Origin of the sequence: Pedobacter deserti (genome assembly GCF_024436415.1) — a bacterium.
Classification (GTDB): Bacteria; Bacteroidota; Bacteroidia; order Sphingobacteriales; family Sphingobacteriaceae; genus Pedobacter; species Pedobacter faecalis.
In genome coordinates, this window is record NZ_JAFMZQ010000001.1 from 2,216,922 (window position 1) to 2,235,350 (window position 18,429).

The window sequence follows — 18,429 nt, forward strand, 5'->3', positions numbered from 1 at the left end:
AGAGTATAGACATTCGAGATGAGAAGGCATCTTTCATTTTGGAGGTATTAAAAAACTTTAAAGATATTAAAGAAGCTAAACTATTAACTAGCTATAAAGCAGAGATACTAGAGGGTTTGCAAGATGCAATTCAAGAAGTTAAGCAAATTAAGCAGGGAAAATTGAAAGGTATTGCAGCTAAAGACCTGCTAAATGAGCTTTGAGATTATTGCCACTCCTCGTTTTAGAAAGGATATAAAGAAACTTTCAAAAAAATACGCTTCTCTGAGAACAGAATTTTCAATCCTGCTGGACGGTCTCGCATTAGATCCCAGGCAGGGTACTATGGTATCACAACCCCTGCAAAGCGTTCCTCACACTCTCCTTATTTGGTTTAGACACTGGTATTTTTTCGCCTGAAAGGAGCAGCAGGACACCGCCGTCTTCTTTTAGCCAGCTTTTAACATATTTCGGGTTCACCAGATGGCTTTGGTGTGTGCGTAAGAAACCGTTGGGGCGCAGCAGGTCCGCGTATTCTTTGAGGGGTTTTGAGACGAGTATTTTTTCATTTCCGGCAAGGAAGAAGTGGGTGTAGGTATTGTCGGCTTCGCAGCGGATAATTTCAGACAGGTTTATATACCGGATCTCGTTTTGCATGGGCAGGGCGATTTTGCTTACCGTAGGTTCTGGTTTCTTGAGTTGCTGGAGCAGGAAGTCGAGTTGGGAGGTTTGAATGTGGGCTGCGAGTTTGCGCTCGGCCATATTTACGGCGTTGAGCAGTTCATCGATGTCCACAGGTTTCAGGAGGTAATCCAGAGCGGCAAACTTTACGGCCTGTATGCCGTATTGGTCGTACGCCGTCACAAAAATCACTTCAAAGTTACGTGCTGGAAGCAGTTTCAGCACGTCGAAGCCGGTCTGATCACCCATCTGGATGTCGAGAAACACCAGGTCGGGCTTGCTTTGCTCAATTGCCGACACGGCGTCGGTTACATTTTGTGCGGTTGCCGTGATGGTTAGCTGCGGACAGTGCTTTTCGAGTAATGTCCGCAGGTTTTCCAGGTTAGATTTTTCGTCGTCTATTAAAATCGCTCTCATCATATTAGCCAATCGGTTATGGTTAAAGTTACCCGGGTGCCAGTGGTGGTCGACCCTATTTCCAGCGTGAACCTGTTTTCTTTGTAAATGCTATTGAGCAAAGCTATGCGGCTTTCGCTTAATTGCAAGCCGAGGCCGTCGCTCTTTTTTATTGGATCGAAGCCTTTACCGTTGTCGGCCACCGACAGAATAAGATCATTTGCTTGCTTGTTGAATGCGACGAGAATGGTACCGTTTTCAACTTTGTGTGAGATGCCGTGCTTTACGGCATTCTCTACAAATGGTTGAAGCAGCATGCTTGGTATTTCGGTGTTATCGGCGTCAATTTCTTCTGAAAGGTCGATCTGGTAGGCGAAACCGAAACGTAGTTGCTCCATTTGAAGATAGTCGTCGAGCAGTGTTTTTTCTTGCTTTAAACTAATCAGGTCGTTGTTGGCCAGTACGTTGCGGGTCAGCCTTGCAAATTTCGACAGGTATTTGTTGGCTTTGTCTGTCTCGTTCTTGTTCATCAGGTTTTGAATGCCCGACAGTGCGTTAAAAAGGAAGTGCGGATTTAGCTGGGAACGTACGGAGTTAAGCTGAAGTTTTGCAATGTCTTTCTGCCGTTGCTCGTCGGCCAGCTTTTTTTTGTTTCTTTTTCTGGTAATGAACGAGATTATTAGGAAGATAGTTCCGAGGCCAAGGGCGACTAGCAGGGTGTATATGATAAGTTCTTTTTTTGTATAGTTTTGCTCGTCGAGCGTGATACTGAGCGTGTGCCTGGTAATGTATTTTTCTACATCTTTTGCAGACAAGTCGCAGTCGAGGCATCCTTCCCATTTAAGCGAGGGCTCGATGATGATTTCGTAGTCTCCCGATTTCTTAAAAACGCTCTTGTCTATATTAACGTAAGGTGAGGCTCTATATAATTCATCTGTGTAGCCACCAAATTTCCAGATATCTGACTTGAATACTATTTCGTTGCGCTGTTTATCTTTTATAGAAATGGAATAGAGGTAGTCAATGTCGGACGCTTCTTTTATAATGGTTAACTCGTCGTCTTGCTCTCGGAATGTGATCTCCGTTGTATCTTTTAGATTGAGAATGTTGTCATAATCAAAACCCTGCTCAGTTTTGAAGCGTTTTGACAGGAACTGGATTTTTGCCTTCGGTAATGGCCTGCCGTAGAAAATCGTTTTGTAGACATCCGCAGGCTTTTCAATATCATACGTGAGGATGGTAAGAACCTTGTTCTTTATGGGAAATATCCCGAAACTCACTGCGTTAAATATTTCTTCGTCTCCGGCATGTGCATCCTTAAGTTGAGAGGTTTCGATCGGCTTGTTCAGCACAATGGGTTGATCGTCGGCCAGAATCGTATATCTGTAGTTCTCTGCCTTGATATGCTTTCTGAAAAAGATCCGGATGCTTACGTTGTGAACTTCGGGTAGGAAATTAAAGGAGATATGAGGTTGGTTGGGAAACGCATTAGCATAAAAGACGTTTTTGGCAGCACTGTCCACGCTCATGAGCATTTTGCCTCCGGCAGCATAATTTCGTTTATAGTCAATGCCTCTTTGTGCCTGTGCTATTGTTAAGAGCACAATGCAGCCAAGAAGTGTAAGGAGTAGCTTTTTCATAGGTGTTGAGTTTAATTTTCATCAAACTTGTAGCAATAATAGGAAAACAAAAACCATAAAACAGGAAAGCCCGTGTTTCAAATAGTAGCGGTATGGTTTTGTAAAGTATTTGATTATCGTTAACTTCAGGAAATTTATAAGTTATGAAACGCTCTCAAATCAGGTTCATACTTTGTCTATCGCTGTCCACTTTACTTTTACTAAGTGCAGTACAATCTTCTGTTTTAGATAAAGCTGTTAGTGCGCTCCAACGTTGGTCGGATTCTCATCCGCTGGAGAAGGTGTATTTGCATACCGATAAACCTTACTACCTGGTTGGTGATACGATATGGTTTAAGGCTTATGTAACGGTTGGTGCAAGACACCGTTTGTCGGACTTAAGCGGGGCGGTTTACGTAGATCTTATTGATGAGGCAGATTCGGTGGCGCAAAGTTTAAAATTACCGGTTACTTCTGGTATGGCCATCGGTGATTTCGTTTTGCATGATAGTGCTGCGAGAGAGGGCAATTATCGTCTTCGCGCGTATACGCAGTGGATGCGGAACGCTGGTTCGGATTATTTTTACGACCAAACGTTTAGTGTAGGCAATTCGGTAGCAAATACGGTATTTTCCGGGATAAGTTACCGGTATCAGCAGGACGGTAGCGGTACGCAAACCTATGCGGTGCTTCGGTTTACATACCAGGACGGTAAGCCGTTTGCTGGTAAAAAGCTGGATTATCATTTGAAAGAGAGTTATAAGACTATCTTTAGCGGGTCCACCAAGACTAATGAGGCGGGGGAGGTTAGTGTTAACCTGTCGCGGTTAAAGGCACCTGACGAGATGCATAGCAGATATTTTGTAGCCAGTATGGAGGTATCTAAAAATCTGGCGGTGCGGAAGACCTTTCCGGTGAATCAGTCGGCCGCTGCGACTGACATACAATTCTTCCCAGAGGGTGGGCATATGGTAGAAGGGCTGAAAAGCCGAATAGCATTTAAGGCTACAGCTGCAAATGGGCTTGGTGTGGCTGTTGCCGGGAAGATTCTTGACGGTAAGGGTGTTGAGGTTGCTTCTTTTGATACTCAACATCTGGGCATGGGCTATTTTAGCTTGCAGCCGGAGCCGGGAAATGTTTATACCGCAAAGATAGGCCACAAGGACGGATCTGTTCAGACCATAGATTTACCAAAAGCTCAAAAAAGCGGGCATGTCCTTGAGGTCGGCCTTTCTGAGCAAAACACAGAGTCATTGCTTGTCCGCGTCCACTCTGATGCTGAGGCTGTAAAGAGGTCGGCACGACTTGGGTTGCTGGCGCAATTTGGAGGAACTGTTCAAGCAAGGTCAGAGTTCCAGATTTCTAAGGCAATAACTGAGGTCAATATACCCCTTACAGGGGTGCCAACCGGAATTTTGCAGTTAACGCTTTTTTCAGAACAAGGTTTGCCGGTTAATGAACGTGTGGTTTTCGTGAGGGCTAAAGATCAGCTTCTTTTGGATATCACGTCTGGCAAAGACACTTTCATGCCAGGCGAACGTATAGATCTGGGGCTTTCGCCATCCGACCAGTTGGGAAGTCCTGTATCTGGTAACTTCTCAGTTTCGGTTGTGAATGACGATATCGTGCCGTTCGACCCTAATAAGGAGCGCTCCATTTTTTCTCAGTTGTTATTGAGTGCTGATATACGGGGTTATATTGAACAGCCAAATTATTATTTTACAGATCTGACTGCTGAGAAGACCAGGCATCTGGATTTGTTAATGATGACTCAGGGTTACCGCCGGTTCGATTGGAAGGATTTACTTGGCGGAGAACCTTTTATCGCAAAGTATCAGCCTGAGAAATTACTTATTGATATTACCGGTCGGGTAACCGACCTTAAAAATAAACCTGTTCCTAATGCTAAAATACACATGCTAAGTAATAAGGCAGGGCTGGTTTTAGATACGGTGGCCGACAACAACGGTCAGTATAGGTTCGGTAATTTGCTTGTGCTACACGGAGTTTCGTTCAGCTTTCAGGCCAGGGCTGCAGGCAATAGCGACCGGGTCATGATTCATATTGATAGAGTTCTTCCTGAGCCGGTGTTGCGTAACCCAAATGCGGCGGATGTAAATAATGATATCAGGCCGCTAACGAAAACTACCCTGGAGGCTAGTCTCCGTCAGGATATGGAACAGGAACGTTTGGGGCAGCTAAGTCGCGCGCAGCAGTTGAGGGAAGTGCAGATCAGGGCTTCCACCAGATGGAACAAGGCGTACGGCATCAATGAAAGTCAGGCAGATGAGGTTTACCGCCCAGACCCGAGAAGGCCTTGTAAAACTTTAATGGAATGCTTAGAGGAAATGGATGCTTCCCGGGTAAGATTCCGTCTCGTTGAGGACTCGGTAGAAAATTGCGGGAAGGTCTGGAGACCCTTTTATCAGAACGATGCTTATTTTGTTATGATTGATAACATGGCCGTATCGGCTTGTGACTACCAGACTTTTCTGACGAGTGAGCATCCGGACGACATTGATCGTGTTTATCTATCTCACGAAAGCCCGACGATTAGTAGCAGGCTGGGCTCTATGGCAGGAGCTTTGAGCCAGAGATATGTGATGGCGATATGGACGAAGCAAAAAAGCTTCCGGAAGAAGTATAACCCCTCTATTGCGCATTATTCGCCGAAGGGGTTTGATAATGCTAAGCTGTTCTATGTGCCGAAAAACCCTGTTACCGATAGCGACGCTTTTAGAAAGGACGTCGCCACTGTTTATTGGAACCCTTCATTATCGGTGGGCTCCGGTAAAAATGGGCAGTTCAGTTTTTATGTAGCACCCAGACCTGGAAACTACCGGGTTACTGTTGAGGGAATTGATACTGAAGGCCGCCTGGGCCGTCACGTTCAAAGAGTAAAGGTGAGGTGATAATATCTTATTTGCCGGGTAGGTATTCGTAAGGCAACATTTCGGCAACTCTTTTTTGGGCCAGGTAACCGTAGATATAGAAGGTCTTCGGGTTAGGGTAACTGCCCCGGCCGTCTATCAGCGCTTCATCAGCAACTAATCGTATAAAGGAGGCCTTTTTCGCGAAGGGTATGACTTTCCGGCCATGTAGCGGTTTGGTGTTGTTGGCTTTCTTCGCACTGTGTTTGAGGTACAGATTCGGAAATCGGAATGATTTAAATGATGCGTCCACTGGAGTCACCAGTGTGTCGAATAGCATCGGGCTTTGTTCGATAGCCACCAGATCCATGGAATGCTTAATCACGTTGTTATGGAACTGTTGTGCGGTAAATCCTTCCTGCGCTACCGTGTTCGAAAATACCGAGCGTAAAAAGTGCATCATTGAGCCCTGATAGGAGACGGATCGGTTTTTTTCCCATTGTTTAACCTCCTGGTCAGATCCCGGAAGTTTTTCAAACACCACCTGCCCGTTGTAAAGTGCCACGCCCATACCAGCATCATGTTCAAAGGATGTGAGCAGATAGCGAAGCTTATACCCAAGGTGCCTGTTTTCTATGATTATAAATTCATTGGTTGAAGCCAGTAGCTTCTTTCCCCTTGAGGAGAATTCGATGACTTGCGGGTTTACAATAACACATTTTTTTGCTGCGGCGGAAGTTCCAAGAAAAGTCTTTTTAAATTTTTCAAAGTTCTCTTTGAAGCGGTCGGGACCGATCCTTACCTCGTTTAACTGAATGGTTTTCTGTGTAAGTGTGATGGTTGCTTCGGTGTTGTCGCTCTGGACTTGAATGGTTTCCAGATGTGTGTTATATCCCAGCATGCTAATGGACAGTTCGTAGTTTCCAGGGGCGACCGAAGATATGCTGAAGCGCCCATGTTCGTCAGTTGCGGTAATACGGGTAGTAGCATTGATAAATACAGTTGCTGAAGGGATAGGTTTGGACTGGCTGTCTGTTACGCGGCCGCGGATGGTGAACTGGTTTTGCGCGAGGCTTGCCTGAGTGATAAAGGCAAGCAACAGGCATAGGAGCGTTTGAAAGCTTGTGATCTTCATTTGAAAGGTTAATTGTTATACCCAATATAGTATTTATTGGTGAAAACAAGGCCTCTATATCACTTTTGCAAATAGGTTTTCTGGTAGGCAAGCGGACTTTTGCCGGTAATGAGCTTGAAGTGCTTGTGAAAGCTGGCAAAGTTATGAAAGCCGCTTTCGTAACAGATCTGTTTTACATTCATGTTGTTCTCAATAAGTAGCTTGCAGGCGTGGCCTACGCGTATTTCGCTGATGAACTGGGTGTAGGTTTTTCTTGTCCGCGACTTAAAATACCGGCAGAAGGAATTGGGGCTTATGTTGGCTACCGCGGCCATTTCTTCCATTTGGATCTTTCGTTTAAAGTTGGTCATGGAGAAGTTGTATATGGCGTTGATGCGGTCGTTCTCTGTGTCCTGAAAGTTGGGCCGGAAGCCGATGGAGGAAAGGAGCACGTTGTTTTTACAATTTTCGATCGCCAGCAGGGCCTCCATAAGCCGGGTAATCCTTGCAGGGCCGGTCGACGACAGGATAGATTCGATAATGATCCCTATCTGGTGTTTGCTTTTGTCCTGCACTTTTAGTCCCCGTTTGGCTTTTTCGAGGACGTCTTTAAGCGGTTTGTTTTCCGGAAGGGTTAGAAATGTGCTGCCCCAGAAGTTCTCCGTAAAATGCACGACCACCACGTCTATATTTGGATGCTCTTCTTCGAAGTGCTGTTCGTCGAATTTCCAGTAGTGCGGAAGGTGGGAACCGACCAAAACTACATCTCCGGCACGGAAGCGTTTGATGCTGTCGCCGATAAACTGGGTGCCGGTACCCTTTATGACATAAATGAGTTCTACTTCGGCATGGTAGTGCCAGCGGTTGTTAATATAGGGCACATTGTCGCGCCGTGCGCTGAAAGAGTATAGCGTATCGTTTGAAACTTTGAGTAACTGAGGTTTCATTGGCCAGTGTGGTGTCTGGCTTAAAGATAGGAATTTTATTTTTAGGGCTGATTGCTTGTCTGCTCGTTGAGGGCCTGGCCAAGCTTTTCTACGTGCTCTTCGTTTAGGTCGCCCCAGATCTGTTCCCACTTTTCTTCGTCTTTGCGCAGCTGGACTTCACTGCCGTTTATTTCCAGCGCATAGTACGGCAGGCCGTCGGTGGTTTCCTTATATTGAACGGTGATAGGGTCTTGTATTCCGCTGATTCCGGGCTCGATGGTAAAGGTTCTTCTTCCTGCTTTTTCCATGGTAAAATATGTTTGTGAAAGGGCTTGCTCTCGGTAGAAACAACGTGATGCTGTAAAGGTTTTAAAAAAGTGTGTTCAAACTTTCATTTTTAAAAAAGATATTTTACATTTGAGCTTACCCTTTAAAGGGGTATGTTTTTCATAGGTAGATGTAGGGTCGAAAAGTAATTTTCGGCCCTTTTTTATTGTTATGGGTTTTTGTTCCTTAACTTTACCGTATTCATGAGCAGGAAAAAGATAATTGTGGCTGTTACGGGAGCCAGTGGTGCGGTATATGCTAAGCTGATGCTGGACAGCTTGCAGCGCTTGGCGCCGCAGATTGAAAGGGTGGGGGTGGTGATGTCTGACAATGCGCGCGAGGTATGGCAGTTTGAGCTGGGCAACAGTGTTTACGACTCGTATCCGTTCGACTTTTACGATAAGATGGATTTTAACGCACCTTTTGCTTCGGGCTCTGCAAAATACGATACGATGGTGATCATTCCTTGTTCTATGGGTACACTCGGCCGGATTGCGCAGGGTATTTCTAACGATTTGATTTCAAGGGCGGCAGATGTGGTGTTGAAAGAGCGGCGCAGGCTGGTTGCTGTAGTCCGGGATACGCCCTTTAGTCTGATCCATATTAATAATATGAAGGCGGTTACGGAAGCGGGCGGTATTGTTTGTCCGGCTAATCCTTCCTTTTATTCGTTACCGAAGAGCATTGAGGATGTTGCGCAAACGGTGGTGACACGTGTGATCGATCTGATTGGTCTTGAGCAGGATACTTACCGCTGGAATGAGCAGCAGACATCAAATATGACATAATTTGTATCTGAAAATCGTATCTTTGCGAGCTTCAATATGAAAACCGTCGCATTTTATACTCTGGGCTGTAAGCTTAATTTTTCGGAAACGTCTACCATTGGCCGCTTGTTTACCGACGCGGGTTATGGTGTGGTGGAGTTTACGCAGGGCGCTGATGTGTACGTGATCAATACCTGCTCGGTAACGGATCATGCAGACAAGAAATGCCGTAAGGTGGTAAAAGAGGCGCTGAAATATTCACCTAATGCTTATGTGACCATCGTGGGTTGCTATGCACAGCTTAAACCGACGGAGATCGCGGAGATTCCGGGCGTGGATATGGTGCTTGGTGCGGCCGAGAAGTTTCGCATCGTTGAGTTCATTTCTGATCTAACTAAAGAGCCGAAAGCGGTTGTACATCAGCAGAATATTGAAAAGGTTAATCATAATTTTATTGCTGCGTATTCTATTGGCGACCGCACGCGTACTTTCCTGAAGGTTCAGGACGGTTGTGATTATCCGTGTACATATTGTACTATTCCGCTCGCACGGGGTGGCAGCAGGAGCGATACTATCGAAAATGTGCTGAACCGGGCGAGGCAGATTGCCGAGAGCGGGGTTAAGGAGATTGTGCTGACCGGGGTTAACCTGGGCGACTTTGGGATCCGGAATGGCAAGCGCGAGGATCGTTTTTTTGATTTGGTGCGTGCTTTGGATGAGGTTGAGGGTATTGAGCGGATCAGGATTTCTTCTATAGAGCCTAATTTGTTGAGTAATGATATTATTGAGTTTGTGGCTTCGTCTAAACGTTTTGTGCCGCATTTTCATATTCCACTGCAGTCTGGTTCAGATAAGATTCTAGGCCTGATGCGCAGGCGTTATCAGCGTGATCTCTATACGGAGCGTGTGGCTAAGATCAAATCGGTGCTGCCTGATTGCTGCATTGGTGTTGATGTGATTGTTGGTTTCCCTGGTGAGACGCAGCAGGATTTTCTGGATACCTACCAGTTTCTAAATGAACTGGATGTTTCCTACCTGCATGTATTTACGTATTCGGAGCGCGACCAAACGCCTGCTGCAGAGATGGCGGGGGTGGTGCCGGGGGCTGTTAGGGCCGACCGGAGTAAAATGCTGCATATTTTGTCTGACAAGAAAAGGCGGGCCTTTTATCAGTCGCAATTGGGTGCAGTAGGCGAGGTACTTTTCGAGGATGATCAAAAGAACGGGTTCATGCATGGGTTTACCCGTAACTATGTAAAGGTTAGGGCTAAATACGATCCGGTGATGGTTAACGAGGTTAAGACGGTTAAACTGGTCGGTTTGTCGGCCGATGGCGAGGTAGAAGTTGAGGAATCGGAACAAGTTTTAGCGCATTAATCCTATATTCGCAAAAAAACTTTTTCTTAAGTATGTTTCCGACCGTATCGCATTTCTTAGAATATCTTTTTGGTGTCAACATCCCGCTTCCCTTTAATACTTTCGGTGTTTTTGTTGCGCTTGCTTTTATTGCGGGCTATTGGGCTTTTTCTGAGGAATTTAAACGTAAGGAGGCTTTAGGTAAACTGCAACCTGTAAAAAAACGTACAACGGTTGGTTTGCCGCCTACCAATACGGAATTGTTTCTGAATGGAATCTTCGGTTTCCTGATCGGTTACAAACTGGTGTATGCCCTGATGAACTACCAGCTGTTTGTAAGCGATGCACAGACCGTGTTATTGTCGGCCAAAGGCAGTTTGCTCGGTGGATTGTTTTTTGCCGGTCTGTTTGCCTACTGGGATTACAAAGAGAAGAATGCGAAGAAGCTTGATAAGCCTAAGACGGTTGAGGTGATTCAGCATCCGCACGAGTTGATGGGTTCCTTGATTGTTTGGGCGGCGATATGGGGTTTCCTTGGTGCCAAGATTTTTGATAACCTGGAACACTGGGATACTTTTGTTCAGGATCCGATTGGGGGCTTGCTTTCTTTTAGTGGTCTTACTTTTTATGGCGGGCTTATCTGTGGTGGTGCCGCGGTGTTATATATTGCACGCAAGAATGGAATAAAAGTTTTGCATATGCTGGATATTGGTGGTCCGGGTATGATGCTGGCTTATGCAGTGGGCCGTATTGGCTGCCATATGAGCGGAGATGGTGATTGGGGTATTGTGAACAATAATCCAAAACCTTTCAGTTTCCTGCCTGACTGGCTCTGGGCTTATACTTATCCGAATAACGTAGCGAACGAGGGAGTTCCTATACCTGGCTGCGTGGGAAGGTTCTGTAACGTATTGCCTGAGCCTGTATACCCAACGCCGCTCTATGAGGTGATTGTTTGTTTGATCCTGTTCTTCGTTTTATGGAAGTTAAGGCACCGGATTACTGTTCCGGGTATGATGTTTGGTATTTACCTGATGATGAATGGTATGGAGCGCTTCTTTATTGAGCTGATCAGGGTGAATACTAAATATCATGTTGGCGGACTGCAGTTTACCCAGGCTGAGCTTATTTCGCTGCTCCTGTTCCTGTCTGGCGTATTTCTTGTGGTTTATTCCTGGAAGAACAGAGATAAGCTGGCTGCGTATTAAGCCAGTAGTTTTCATCCTTAATTCAGAAAGTGTTGGAAGTAAATTACGAATTGCTATGCTCTAAAGTTGTGGCGGTAACCCGCCTCACAGGTAATTTTATCCGGAAGGAATCGATGAACTTTGATCAGCGTGCTGTGGAGTTTAAGGGGCTTAACGACCTGGTTTCTTATGTAGATAAGCAGGCTGAAAAGCAACTGGTGAGAAATCTGAGCAAGCTGTTGCCTGATGCCGGCTTCGTTACGGAAGAGAAAACGATAAATAAAACGGGTGAGATATACAACTGGATCATTGATCCGCTTGATGGTACCACGAACTTTATTCACGGGATCCCTACCTATGCGGTTAGCGTGGCGCTTTACGAACGCGGACTGCCGGTAATCGGCGTGGTGTATGAGATCAATCGCGGAGAAATGTTTTACACCCATAAGGGCGGTGAGGCATTCCTCAACGGTAAGCCTATCCGCGTTTCAGGTACAGAGCGGCTGGGGCAGTCTTTACTTGCAACGGGATTTCCTTACTATCAGTTTGACAAACAGGAAGCTTATATGAAGCTCTTTGGTCAAATGATGCAAAGCTGCCATGGGCTGAGGCGTATTGGTTCGGCGGCGGTAGACCTGGCGTACGTGGCCTGCGGTCGGTTTGATGCCTTTTTTGAATATAATCTGAATGCCTGGGATGTAGCTGCTGGTGCTTATCTGGTGCAACAGGCCGGCGGAAAGGTTTCTAATTTTAGCGGGGGAGATGAATTTGTTGATGCCAGGGAGATTTTGGCCTCAAACGGGCTGACAGATCAGGAAATCCTTGAAATGATGCGTAACCATTTCAAGGATTAATATTCGATCGGCGTTTATAACGCCTCGGAGATAACTTCTTTTACTTCTGGAACCATGCGCTGTAACAGGTTTTGGATTCCTGATTTAAGCGTAAGGGTAGAGGACGGGCATCCGCTGCATGAACCTCTGAGCTCTACAGTAACGACGCCTTCGTTTTCGTCGAACGACTTGTAGCTGATCGCACCGCCATCCTGCTCTACAGCCGGACGCACATAGTCGTGCAGGATCTGCTGAATCTTAATTTCGGTGTCGGTGCCTTCAAACGCAGGTGTTTCTTCAGATGAAACGTCTTTGATCTTGTATTCCGATTCCACAGCTCCTTTAACAAACTCTTTCAGGATCGGCTCTACGTCGGCCCATTCCGCGTCGTCTGTTTTGGTGATTGTTACGAAGTTGCTGGCAAAGAAAACACCGTTCACGAAATTGAATTTGAAAAGCTCCCTGGCGAAGGGTGATTGCTCTGCGCTTTCCCTTGTAGGAAAGTCTTCACTACCGTTGATCAGTAACTTATTGACCATGAATTTCATGGTTGCAGGATTTGGTGTCTGCTCGGTATATACGTTGATCGTCATTGTCTTATTTTTTTATACAAAAATAGAGAATTGATCGATGCAATTCCAGACCTGATGTCTGTTTTAGGTCATATGTTAAAAGACGCCGGTATAGTTAAACGGGGTGATCTGTTTAAGTTCAGATTTTACGCTGTCACTCACGTTCAGTCCGTCGATAAACGTTGCCATCGTTTCCGCAGTGATCTTTTGATTGGTGCGGGTCAGATCTTTAAGTGCCTCGTACGGATTTGGATAAGCCTCTCTCCTTAAAACAGTTTGAATGGCTTCTGCAACTACTGCCCAGTTGTTTTCAAGGTCGGCATGGATGGCCTCTTCATTAAGCAGCAGTTTGTTTAAGCCTTTCATTGTCGACGCGATGGCAATTGCGGTATGAGCCATAGGCACACCTACATTCCTGAGCACGGTAGAGTCCGTAAGGTCGCGCTGCAAACGTGAAATGGGTAGTTTGGACGCAAGGAATTCAAACATCGCATTGGCGATACCTGCATTGCCCTCTGCGTTTTCAAAATCGATAGGGTTCACTTTGTGCGGCATTGCGGATGAACCTACCTCGCCGGCTTTGATCTTCTGTTTGAAGTAGTTTTTAGATATGTAAGTCCAGATGTCGCGATCCATATCAATGAGGATATTGTTGATGCGCTTTAAGGCATCGCACTGTGCGGCAAACTGGTCGTAATGTTCAATCTGTGTAGTATGTTGTGCGCGGCTGAGTCCGAGGATCTCATTGACAAAATGATTCGAAAACGCTACCCAGTCGGTGGCCGGGTAAGCAATATGATGCGCATTGAAATTTCCGGTAGCGCCGCCGAATTTGGCGCTGTTAGGTATTTGCTTAAGGTTGTTGAGCTGAATTTGTAAACGCTCGGCAAAAACGATGAACTCTTTCCCTAATTTGGTTGGTGAGGCAGGCTGACCATGGGTATGCGCCAGCAGGGGCACATCTTTCCATTCGGTAGCCAGTTCTTGAATCTTTTCTATGAGCTGGGCTAGCTGAGGGAAATAAACCTCGTTTAACGCAAGCTTAAACGTATATGGAATAGCGGTATTGTTGATGTCCTGTGACGTTAGTCCGAAATGGATAAACTCTTTGTATGGTTCCAAAGCAAGCTGGTCGAATTGCTTCTTGATAAAGTATTCTACGGCCTTAACGTCGTGGTTGGTGATTTTCTCTGTGTCTTTAACTTCCTGTGCATCGCCATCGGTGAATGACTTGTAAATTTCCCGAAGTCGAGGATAGTTGTCTTTAGGGAAATCTGCCAGTCCAGGCAAGCCGGCCTCACATAACGCAATGAAATATTCTACCTCTACAAAAATACGGTATCTGATAAGTGCAGATTCTGAGAAGTACTGTGCCAGATCCTGTGTGGTGTTTCTGTAGCGCCCGTCGATAGGGGAGATCGCCTGAAGGGGAGATAAGGTCATTATGTTTTATACGTTTACGAGCGCAAATGTAGCATTCCTGGGGGTAATAAAAAAGGCCCCGGGTTATCCGGAGCCTTTTCTATACGGTCAATTTAGCTTAGTGAGCTGCAGTGTCAGTAGTAGTTGTAGTAGTAGTTACTGCAGTATCTTGTACAGTTGAATCAGTTACTGTAGTATCAACTTCAGTGATAACTGCTGAAGAATCAACCATTGTAGTGTCTGAAGACTCGCCTGATTTTTCTGAGTTACAAGCTGCTACTGATAAAGAGATTGCTAAAGCTAAAAAGCCAAATTTAAATGCATTTTTCATTTCGATTCTGTTTTAAATAATTAATTAATTTTACAGCTTAATACCACAAAGTCTAAAAGGTAACCCGGGTAACCCGAAAAAAGTGATAAAAATATTTCAGCATTTTTTTTCCTATCATTGGGTTACCATTCACGTTAAAATGTATTAATTGGTGAGTAATAAGTTAAGCAGTTCAGTTCCAACGGATAGAGAGGTTGTTTTAGGGATTCTGAATAACTCAGAAGATGCACTGAATAAATTGTATACCGGGTATTTTCCGATGATTTTACAGTTTATATTGAATAACAACGGTGACGAAGATGATGCAAAAGACGTGTATCAGGAAGGAATCATCGTTTTATACAATAAAATAAGGAGCGGGGATTTTGAGTTGAGCAGCAAATTGAAGACCTACCTGTACTCTGTGTGTCGGCGCATCTGGCTGAAGAAGCTGACGCAGAACAGCAGAAAGACGAGCAATGTTTCAGATTTCGAAGATGTGATCTCGGTAGAAAGTGATCTGGAGGTACATGAGGAAAGGGACAGGCAGTTTGAGAAAATGCAATCGGCACTGATTCATTTAGGCGAGCCCTGCAAAACGATTATTCAGGACTTTTATATACATAATTTGTCAATGCAGGATATCTGTGAAAAATTCGGTTATACCAATACAGATAATGCCAAGACTCAGAAGTATAAATGTCTGCAACGGTTAAAGAAATTATTTTTTCAATTATAACGGGAATGAAGAACGAGATTGAGTTAGACAGTATTATTGAAGATTATCTGAACAACAGGCTTACACCGGATGAGACTGCTGCGTTTGAGAAATTGCGCAGCAACGATCCGGCTATAGATCATAAAGTTGTTACCCATAAGGCCTTTCTGGACGCATTGAAGGAGTTTGGAGAGGTCGCTGAATTGAAGCATCGGATGAACTCAGCGCATGATCAGATTGATGTTTCAGCCTTGAGTGCGGCGTTGGGCCCACATCCTTCATTTATAGTTAACCTGTGGCGGAAGAACAAAGCTGCTATAGCGGTGGCTGCTTCGTTTGTTTTGTTAACGATAGTTACTTTATATTCGATTAACCAGAATACGGAACAAATCGGCAAAGTTGAACTGATGAGAAATGAGCTTGGTAAGATTAAAAACTCGCAAAGCAGCCTGATCAGGAAGATCAATTCAAGTTCGCAAAACACGACAAATGAACGTCCGGCTAATTACGGCGGTACAGGTTTTGCCCTTACCGAAACCGGTTTTATCCTCACTAATTTGCATGTGATCGAAGGCGCAGAGGCCATATCAGTTCAGGATAACCTCGGTAAGTCGTATAAGGTGAGTGTGGTAAGAACAGATTCTCAGTATGATCTGGCTATCCTGAAAATTACCGATACGGCATTTCGCGCATTGCCAAATCTTCCTTACCGTTTAAAAGGCAATACTGTAGGTATGGGTGAGGAGGTTTACACGCTTGGTTTTCCGAAGGATGACTCGGTTTATGGAAGAGGGTATGTAAGTTCGAAAACCGGATATAACGGGGATACAACGCAGTATCAGGTTTCTATTCCCGTGAATCCTGGAAACAGCGGTGGGCCGTTGCTGGATCAGCAGGGCAATATTATCGGGGTGATTAGTGCAAAACAGAGCCAGGTTGACGGCGCTACCTTTGCGGTGAAGTCAAGGTATATCCAGGAAGCTTTGAATTCCATTCCGAGCGATTCTTTAGGTAACAGCGTGCCGTTCAGTAAAAAGAACTCACTGCAGCACCTGACTAAGGTGAAACAGGTAGAGAAGCTGAAGAACTATGTATTTATGATCAAAGTATATAAGTAAGATATAAGACCCCAAATCTTCTATAAACCCCGAAACTTTTTTGTAAGTTTTGGGGTTTTATTTTATACGCATTTTAATATGGATTTCGGAAAGCTTGCATCTGCTGAACTCAAGGACGTTGATTTTACATTACCCGCCGATGGAAGGCAGACCTCAAACATACTTTCGTCTGCACCTGCTAAAGATCCGGCTTTCTATGTGGGCTGCGCCAAATGGGGCAGGAAGGAGTGGGTAGGCATGATTTATCCACCAAAGACCAAGGAAGCTAATTTTTTAGATGAATATGTGAAGCATTTCAACTCAATAGAGTTAAATGCAGTCTTCTACAGTATCCCGAAGCCGGAGCTTATCCGCAAATGGCGCGAAAAAACTGAGCAAAGTGGTCAGACAGACTTCCTCTTTTTTCCAAAGTTCTCAAGAACGATCAGTCATATCAAGCGGTTAAAAAACGCAGAGGAGGCGACCGACCAGTTTTTGAAGAGTATTTATGAGTTTGGCCCTTTTCTTGGTCCCTGCTTTTTGCAACTGGGCGATAATTTCGGTCCTAACAATATGGATGTGCTTCAGGCCTATTTAGAAAGTTTACCGTTGGACCTCAGGGTATTTGTAGAGGTAAGGCATCCCGCGTGGTTTGCCGATGCGGATGCGAACAGGCAGTTGTTTGCGATGCTTTCTGATTTAAAAAAGGGGGCTGCGATTACCGACGCCAGCGGCAGGCGCGATTGTCTTCATATGGAAGTGACAATACCCCAAACCTTTGTCAGGTTTGTGGGCAACGGCAGCGAACATCAGGAATCCGACTTCCGGCGCATCGACGACTGGGTGCAGCGAATAAAAATATGGATGGAGGGCGGACTAAGCGAGGTTTACTTTTTTCTGCATCAGCATGATGAGAAGGATACGCCTATCCTGGCCGACTATACGATAAAGCAGTTTAACCTCCACCTGAATGCTAGAATCCCTGAGATCCGCTTCCTGGGTGGTTCTGATAATTCAGGGCAAAGTAATTTATTTACATAGTATACTGGATTTGTAGACTTTTAGTTATTTTGCACAATAGACAATGTTTCACTTAAATATACCATTATGAGTTTAAGAATCGGGGACACTGCTCCCAACTTTAAGGCACAAACTTCAATTGGCGAAATTGACTTTTATGAATACCTGGGCGATAGCTGGGGTGTTTTGTTTTCGCATCCGGCAGATTATACACCGGTATGTACTACTGAACTTGGACGTACTGCTTCATTGAAAGGGGAGTTCGACAAGCGTAATGTAAAGGTATTGGCGCTTAGCGTAGATTCGGCGGAGTCTCATAAGGGCTGGATACAGGACATCAATGAAACGCAAAATACCAATGTTGAATTTCCTATTATCGCTGATGAGGACCGCAAGGTGGCAGACTTGTATGATATGATTCATCCGAATGCGTCTGACACCCTGACGGTACGTTCATTGTTTGTGATTTCGCCTGATAAGAAGGTTAAATTGACGCTTACTTATCCGGCTTCTACGGGCAGAAATTTTAACGAGGTGCTGCGTGTGATCGATTCGTTGCAACTGACAGCTAACTATAGTGTGGCTACGCCGGCCGACTGGGAGGATGGTCAGGATGTGGTTGTAGCCAACAGCATCAAAACCGAAGATATCCCTTCCAGATTTCCTAAGGGGCACAAAGTCATCAAGCCATATCTAAGGACAACGCCTCAACCAAACAAATAATCTAAAGCACTATGCAGGACTACAAGAACCACATTCGATTCTACGCACCCCACCATTTTGTTTTTTATCCGGTGATTTTGGGAGCGGTGATTTTTTCAGCCATTCAGGCGGCTTCTGACGAACGGAATCGTTTGCTGTGGGTTCTTGTAGCCATTTGCTTTGCTGTAATCGGCTGGCTTTCTTTCCTGCTCAGACAGCATTACGCACTGACGCTTCAGAATCGGCTGGTTGTTACGGAAATGCGTTTCCGGTATTATGTTCTCACACAGCAGCGTTTAGAAGAGCTTGAAGATCGTCTGAGTTTCGGGCAGATTGCGGCTTTACGCTTTGCTTCCGATGCTGAATTAACGGGTTTAGTCGAGGCCACATTATCTGATAATTTGAGGCCTGACGACATTAAAAGGAGGATTAAAGTTTGGCTTCCAGACCACAATCGTGTGTAGTTTGCTATGTCATTTTAAAATCCTTTAATCCCTTTATCAATTTTTATTTCCTTTTTTCAAACAATTTAA

General features: G+C 45.0%; 19 protein-coding genes. 11 read left to right on the forward strand and 8 right to left on the reverse strand.

The features are described 5' to 3' along the window. Positions 1-38: 38 nt before the first annotated feature. Positions 39-203 carry a hypothetical protein gene (locus J3P40_RS10090; RefSeq protein WP_256005084.1) on the forward strand — a complete coding sequence of 55 codons (165 nt, stop codon included), beginning with the start codon at positions 39-41 and terminating at the stop codon, positions 201-203. 127 nt (positions 204-330) lie between these two features. Here the strand turns inward: J3P40_RS10090 and J3P40_RS10095 are convergent, their stop codons facing one another. Beyond that, on the reverse strand, positions 331-1,080 hold the full coding sequence (locus J3P40_RS10095) for a LytR/AlgR family response regulator transcription factor (RefSeq protein ID WP_256005086.1): 750 nt from the start codon (positions 1,078-1,080) through the stop codon (positions 331-333). Continuing rightward, positions 1,077-2,696, reverse strand: a complete 1,620-nt coding sequence (locus tag J3P40_RS10100) for a sensor histidine kinase (RefSeq protein WP_256005087.1) — start codon at positions 2,694-2,696, stop codon at positions 1,077-1,079. Before J3P40_RS10100 ends, J3P40_RS10095 begins: the two co-directional genes overlap by 4 nt. Before the next feature lie 143 nt (positions 2,697-2,839). Here J3P40_RS10100 and J3P40_RS10105 point away from each other — a divergent pair, with 143 nt between their 5' ends. Then, positions 2,840-5,587, forward strand: coding sequence for a carboxypeptidase-like regulatory domain-containing protein (locus J3P40_RS10105; RefSeq protein WP_256005088.1), 2,748 nt, complete (start codon positions 2,840-2,842; stop codon positions 5,585-5,587). 7 nt (positions 5,588-5,594) lie between these two features. Here the strand turns inward: J3P40_RS10105 and J3P40_RS10110 are convergent, their stop codons facing one another. From J3P40_RS10110 to J3P40_RS10120, 3 genes are read right to left on the reverse strand one after another with little or no spacing between them, the layout of a single operon-like run. Beyond that, positions 5,595-6,680 carry a carboxypeptidase-like regulatory domain-containing protein gene (locus tag J3P40_RS10110; protein ID WP_256005090.1) on the reverse strand — a complete coding sequence of 362 codons (1,086 nt, stop codon included), beginning with the start codon at positions 6,678-6,680 and terminating at the stop codon, positions 5,595-5,597. A 59-nt stretch (positions 6,681-6,739) separates the two neighbouring features. After that, complete coding sequence (locus J3P40_RS10115; RefSeq protein ID WP_256005091.1) at positions 6,740-7,606, reverse strand: AraC family transcriptional regulator; 867 nt, start codon at positions 7,604-7,606, stop codon at positions 6,740-6,742. A gap of 41 nt (positions 7,607-7,647) precedes the next feature. Beyond that, a complete protein-coding gene (locus J3P40_RS10120) occupies positions 7,648-7,893 on the reverse strand; it encodes a hypothetical protein (protein ID WP_256005093.1) in 246 nt (81 codons plus the stop codon). A 222-nt stretch (positions 7,894-8,115) separates the two neighbouring features. Here J3P40_RS10120 and J3P40_RS10125 point away from each other — a divergent pair, with 222 nt between their 5' ends. The 4 genes from J3P40_RS10125 to J3P40_RS10140 are packed head-to-tail and all read left to right on the forward strand — an operon-like array spanning position 8,116 to position 12,076. Continuing rightward, entirely contained in the window at positions 8,116-8,700 is a 585-nt protein-coding gene (locus J3P40_RS10125; RefSeq protein WP_256005096.1) for a UbiX family flavin prenyltransferase, read from the forward strand. Between the two features lie 36 nt (positions 8,701-8,736). Beyond that, positions 8,737-10,056 carry a tRNA (N(6)-L-threonylcarbamoyladenosine(37)-C(2))-methylthiotransferase MtaB gene (mtaB, locus tag J3P40_RS10130; protein WP_256005099.1) on the forward strand — a complete coding sequence of 440 codons (1,320 nt, stop codon included), beginning with the start codon at positions 8,737-8,739 and terminating at the stop codon, positions 10,054-10,056. 32 nt (positions 10,057-10,088) lie between these two features. Further along, positions 10,089-11,243, forward strand: a complete 1,155-nt coding sequence (locus J3P40_RS10135; RefSeq protein WP_256005103.1) for a prolipoprotein diacylglyceryl transferase — start codon at positions 10,089-10,091, stop codon at positions 11,241-11,243. A 32-nt stretch (positions 11,244-11,275) separates the two neighbouring features. After that, positions 11,276-12,076, forward strand: a complete 801-nt coding sequence (locus tag J3P40_RS10140) for an inositol monophosphatase family protein (protein WP_256005106.1) — start codon at positions 11,276-11,278, stop codon at positions 12,074-12,076. 14 nt (positions 12,077-12,090) lie between these two features. On the opposite strand, the gene J3P40_RS10145 is transcribed toward J3P40_RS10140, so the two are convergent. The 3 genes from J3P40_RS10145 to J3P40_RS10155 all read right to left on the reverse strand — a co-directional run bounded on the left by J3P40_RS10145 (position 12,091) and on the right by J3P40_RS10155 (position 14,380). Further along, the gene (locus J3P40_RS10145) at positions 12,091-12,648 is read right to left on the reverse strand and encodes a NifU family protein (RefSeq protein ID WP_256005108.1); all 558 of its coding nucleotides are present in this window, start codon (positions 12,646-12,648) and stop codon (positions 12,091-12,093) included. Between the two features lie 75 nt (positions 12,649-12,723). After that, entirely contained in the window at positions 12,724-14,070 is a 1,347-nt protein-coding gene (gene purB / locus J3P40_RS10150; RefSeq protein ID WP_256005111.1) for an adenylosuccinate lyase, read from the reverse strand. A gap of 97 nt (positions 14,071-14,167) precedes the next feature. Next, positions 14,168-14,380, reverse strand: coding sequence for a hypothetical protein (locus tag J3P40_RS10155; RefSeq protein ID WP_256005114.1), 213 nt, complete (start codon positions 14,378-14,380; stop codon positions 14,168-14,170). A gap of 151 nt (positions 14,381-14,531) precedes the next feature. On the opposite strand from J3P40_RS10155, the gene J3P40_RS10160 reads away from it, so the two are divergent. The 5 genes from J3P40_RS10160 to J3P40_RS10180 all read left to right on the forward strand — a co-directional run bounded on the left by J3P40_RS10160 (position 14,532) and on the right by J3P40_RS10180 (position 18,360). Next, on the forward strand, positions 14,532-15,098 hold the full coding sequence (locus tag J3P40_RS10160) for an RNA polymerase sigma factor (RefSeq protein WP_256005117.1): 567 nt from the start codon (positions 14,532-14,534) through the stop codon (positions 15,096-15,098). 5 nt (positions 15,099-15,103) lie between these two features. Continuing rightward, positions 15,104-16,195 (forward strand): S1C family serine protease, encoded by a 1,092-nt coding sequence (locus J3P40_RS10165; RefSeq protein ID WP_256005119.1) that lies wholly within the window; start codon positions 15,104-15,106, stop codon positions 16,193-16,195. Positions 16,196-16,273: 78 nt separating this feature from the next. Next, positions 16,274-17,215 carry a DUF72 domain-containing protein gene (locus J3P40_RS10170; protein WP_256005121.1) on the forward strand — a complete coding sequence of 314 codons (942 nt, stop codon included), beginning with the start codon at positions 16,274-16,276 and terminating at the stop codon, positions 17,213-17,215. 66 nt (positions 17,216-17,281) lie between these two features. Next, the gene (locus tag J3P40_RS10175) at positions 17,282-17,917 is read left to right on the forward strand and encodes a peroxiredoxin (protein ID WP_256005124.1); all 636 of its coding nucleotides are present in this window, start codon (positions 17,282-17,284) and stop codon (positions 17,915-17,917) included. Positions 17,918-17,928: 11 nt separating this feature from the next. Continuing rightward, complete coding sequence (locus J3P40_RS10180) at positions 17,929-18,360, forward strand: DUF6526 family protein (protein ID WP_256005127.1); 432 nt, start codon at positions 17,929-17,931, stop codon at positions 18,358-18,360. Positions 18,361-18,429: the final 69 nt, after the last annotated feature.